Origin of the sequence: Streptomyces cahuitamycinicus, from assembly GCF_002891435.1 — a bacterium.
Taxonomy (GTDB): Bacteria; Actinomycetota; Actinomycetes; order Streptomycetales; family Streptomycetaceae; genus Streptomyces; species Streptomyces cahuitamycinicus.
This window is the reverse complement of the sequence record NZ_POUC01000560.1, coordinates 1-4242: the sequence shown is the minus strand read 5'-3', so window position 1 is coordinate 4242 and position 4242 is coordinate 1. Positions and strand designations below refer to the sequence as shown.

Sequence of the window (4242 nt, the reverse complement as noted above, 5' to 3'; positions counted from 1 at the left end):
GGGTGAAGCCCGCCTCGCGGACCGACTCCAGGCCCTTGGGCCAGGTGTCCAGGCGGGCGTACGGGACGGAGAAGACCGCGCCCATGGAGACCTTCACACTGCGTCGGTAGAGGGGATCGGCGCAGTCCGGGGAGAGCAGGACGGCGTCCATGCCGAGGGCCGCGGCCGAGCGGAAGATGGCGCCGATGTTGGTGTGGTCGTTGACCGACTCCATGATGACGACGCGACGGGCCGTCCGGAGGAGACCGGCGGCGGTGGGCAGAGGTCTGCGCTGCATGGAGGCGAGCGCGCCGCGGTGCACGTGGTAGCCGGTGACCTGTTCGGCGAGCTCCGGGCTGACGGCGTAGACCGGGGCGGGGAGTTCGTCGATGACGTCGCGCATGACGTCGACCCACTTGGCCGAGAGCAGCATGGACCGCATCTCGTAGCCCGCTTCCTTGGCCCTTCTGATGACCTTCTCGCCCTCGGCGATGAACAGGCCCTCGGCGGGTTCGCGCTTGCGGCGCAGCTCCACGTCGGTCAGGCCGGTGTAGTCGCGCAGACGCGGGTCGTCGGGATCCTCGACGGTGATGAGATCGGCCACAGGGTGATACTGCCTTGTCCTGGGTGCGGTGCCAACGGCTCGGTACGGTTGTGTTACCCGGGGTTACTTCCGGGGCGCGGGGGCCGCGGGGCCGACCTTCACGACTTCGCCGATGACGATGACCGCCGGGGGCTTCACGTCCTCGGTCCGCACGGTCTCGGCGACCGTCGCGAGCGTGGCGTCGACGCGGCGCTGGCCGGCCGTCGTGCCCTCCTGGACCAGGGCGACGGGTGCGTCCGGGGACTTGCCGTGGGCGATGAGCGTCTCGGCGACCTTGCCGATCGTGCTGACGCCCATGAGGATCACCAGCGTGCCGGTCAGCTTGGCCAGGGACGGCCAGTCGACCAGGGAGCGCTCGTCGTCGGGGGCGATGTGGCCGCTGACCACGGTGAACTCGTGGGCGACGCCCCGGTGGGTCACCGGGATGCCGGCGGCGCCCGGGACCGAGATGGAGCTGGAGATTCCGGGCACGACCGTGCACGGGATGCCGGCCTCGGCCAGCGCCTGGACCTCCTCCATGCCGCGCCCGTAGACGAAGGGGTCGCCGCCCTTGAGCCGGACGACCGACCTGCCCTTGCGCGCGTGCTCGATGAGGGCGTCGTTGATGGCCTCCTGGGCCATGAACCTGCCGAAGGGCAGTTTCGCCGCGTCGATCACCTCGACGCCCGGGGACAGTTCGGCGAGCAGGTCGCGCGGGCCGAGGTGGTCGGTGATGACCACGTCGGCCTCGGCGAGCAGGCGGCGGCCGCGCACCGTGATCAGGTCCGGGTCGCCGGGGCCGCCGCCGACCAGGGCGACGCCGGGGGTGCGGGTGCGGTGGTGCGGGGCGACCAGCGTGCCGTCACGCAGACCCTCGACGACCGCATCCCGGATGGCGGCGGTGTGGCGGGGGTCGCGCCCCTTGGCGTCGGTGGTGAGGACCGCGACCGTGACGCCCTCGCTGTGACCGGTGGCCGGGGTCCAGGCGGTGGCCCGGTCGGCGTCGTCGGAGCGGACGCACCAGACCCGGTGGCGCTCGGCTTCGGCGGAGGCGGCGGTGTTGGCGTCGGGGTCGCTGGTGGCGATGAGGGCGTACCAGGCGTCCGCGAGGTCGCCCTCCTGGTACGGGCGCCGGTGCCAGGTGATCTCGCCGGCGTCCGCCATGGCCTCGACCGAGGGGGTGGCCTCCGGGGACACCAGGAGGACGTCCGCGCCCGCCGCGATCAGTGCCGGCAGGCGGCGCTGGGCGACCTGGCCGCCGCCGAGGACGACCACGCGACGGCCGGTGAGGCGGAGGCCTACAGGGTAGGCGGGGTGTTCGGCCATGAGGTGCGGCTCCTGTTGCGGCGGTGTTCGATGCCCTGACGTGCGGATTTTAGTGGGCAGGAGGGAGGGCGGCGCGAGTGGTCCAGTGGCTGGGCGCCCCGCCCGGCTGCCGGCGGGGCACGGGTGGCCGGCGGCTGGGCGCCGCGCCCGGCCGCCGACGCGGCGAGGGTGGCCCAGCGGCCGGCACCCCGTTCGTCCACCGAGGCGGCACGGTGGTCCGGTGGCCGGGCGCCCTGTCCGTCTGTCGGCGTGTGGGCCGTGGGCGGGCGCTCCGTCCAGGAACGACCGCTCACGGGTCCACGTCGGGCTGCGGGAGCCCTACTTCTCGGTCACTCCGGCCGAATCGAACGTCGCCACCTCGTGCATCGCCCTGGCCGTGCTCTGGACCAGCGGCAGGGCGAGCAGGGCGCCGGTGCCCTCGCCGAGGCGGAGGTCGAGGTCGACCAGGGGACGCAGGCCCAGCTTGTTGAGGGCGGCGACATGGCCCGGCTCGGCGCTGCGGTGGCCCGCGATGCACGCGGCCAGGACCTCGGGGGCGATCGCGCGGGCGACCAGGGCGGCGGCGCCGGCGCTGACGCCGTCCAGGATCACCGGCGTACGCAAGGAGGCGCCGCCGAGGAGGAGGCCGACGATCGCGGCGTGCTCGAAACCGCCGATCGCGGCGAGCACGCCGATCGGGTCGGCCGGGTCCGGCTGGTGGAGCTCCAGGGCGCGGCGCACGACCTCGGTCTTGCGGGCGAGGGTCTCGTCGTTGATGCCGGTGCCCCGGCCCGTGACCTCGGCCGGGTCCGCGCCCGTGAAGACGGAGATCAGGGCGGCGGACGCCGTGGTGTTCGCGATGCCCATCTCACCGGTCAGCAGGGCCTTGTTGCCGGCGGCGACCAGGTCGCGGGCAGTCTCGATGCCGATCTCGATGGCCTGCCTGGCCTCATCGCGGCTCATCGAGGGGCCGGTCGTCATGTCGGACGTGCCGGCCCTGATCTTGCGGGGCAGCAGGCCCGGGGTGGCCGGGAGGTCGGCGGCGACGCCCACGTCCACGATGCAGACCTCGGCACCGACCTGGGTGGCGAAGGCGTTGCAGACGGCACCGCCGCCGAGGAAGTTGGCCACCATCTGGGCCGTGACCTCCTGCGGCCAGGGGGTGACGCCCTGGGCGTGGACTCCGTGGTCGCCCGCGAAGATCGCGACGGCCGCGGGCTCCGGGATGGGCGGCGGGCACTGGCGGGACAGGCCGGACAGCTGCGCGGAGATGATCTCCAGCATGCCCAGCGCACCGGCCGGCTTGGTCATACGCTTCTGGCGCTCCCACGCCTCGCCGAGCGCCTTGGCGTCCAGCGGGCGGATCTGCGCGACGGTCTCGGCGAGCAGGTCGTGGGGTTCCTCTCCGGGCAGGGCACGGCGGCCGTATGTCTCTTCGTGCACGACCCAGGACAGCGGGCGGCGCTTGGACCAGCCGGCCTGCAACAGCTCGGGCTCGTCCGGGAACTCGTCGACGTAGCCGACGCACAGATAGGCGATGATCTCCAGGTGCTCGGGCAGACCGAGGGCGCGGACCATCTCGCGCTCGTCGAAGAAGCTGACCCAGCCGACGCCGAGGCCTTCGGCACGGGCGGCGAGCCACAGGTTCTCCACGGCCAGGGCGGCCGAGTACGGGGCCATCTGGGGCTGGGTGTGGCGGCCGAGGGTGTGCCGGCCGCCGCGGGTCGGGTCGGCGGTGACCACGATGTTCACCGGCGTGTCGAGGATGGCCTCGATCTTCAGTTCCTTGAACTGCTTCGCCCGGCCCTTGGGGAGGGACTTCGCGTAGGCGTCGCGCTGGCGCACGGCCAGTTCGTGCATCGCGCGCCGGGTGTCGGCGGAGCGGATGACGACGAAGTCCCACGGCTGCGAGTGGCCGACGGAGGGCGCGTGGTGGGCGGCCTCCAGGACGCGGAGGAGCACCTCGTGCGGGATGGGGTCGCTGCGGAAGCCGTTGCGGATGTCACGGCGTTCGCGCATGACCTTCAGGACGGCCTCGCGCTCGGCGGGGTCGTAGCCGGGGGCCGCGGGGCCGGTGGACTGTCGGGCTTCTGCCACTGCGGCCGCACTCTCTTCTCGGCGTTCCTGGTCGGCGATGTCTTCCTGCTCGGCGGCCCGGGTGTCCAGGTCGTCGGCGCTCTGGGCGAGTTCGGCGTCGCCGTCGCGGGGAGCCGGGACGGTGGCCGCGAGCACTGGGGACTCCAGCGTCTCGGGCGCCGCCGGCCGGGACTGCTGCGGGCCCTGCACGGGGCGCCCGGCCTGCCCCGGCTGCTCTTCGGCGGCCGGGGCGGGGAGTACGACGGTGACGTCCTCGCCGGGTGCCGGGGTGCCTGGGG

General features: G+C 73.6%; 3 protein-coding genes. All 3 read right to left on the bottom strand.

Annotated features, from left to right (window positions below):
* A partial coding sequence (locus tag C1J00_RS39205; RefSeq protein ID WP_102913643.1) for a TrmH family RNA methyltransferase occupies positions 1-583 on the bottom strand: 583 nt, incomplete at its 3' end.
* A 63-nt stretch (positions 584-646) separates the two neighbouring features.
* Positions 647-1888: a uroporphyrinogen-III C-methyltransferase gene (cobA, locus tag C1J00_RS39200; protein ID WP_102913642.1), complete on the bottom strand. Its 1242-nt coding sequence runs from the start codon at positions 1886-1888 to the stop codon at positions 647-649.
* A gap of 318 nt (positions 1889-2206) precedes the next feature.
* The coding region (gene cobT / locus C1J00_RS39195) for a nicotinate-nucleotide--dimethylbenzimidazole phosphoribosyltransferase (protein ID WP_245936687.1) at positions 2207-4242 on the bottom strand (2036 nt) is incomplete at its 5' end.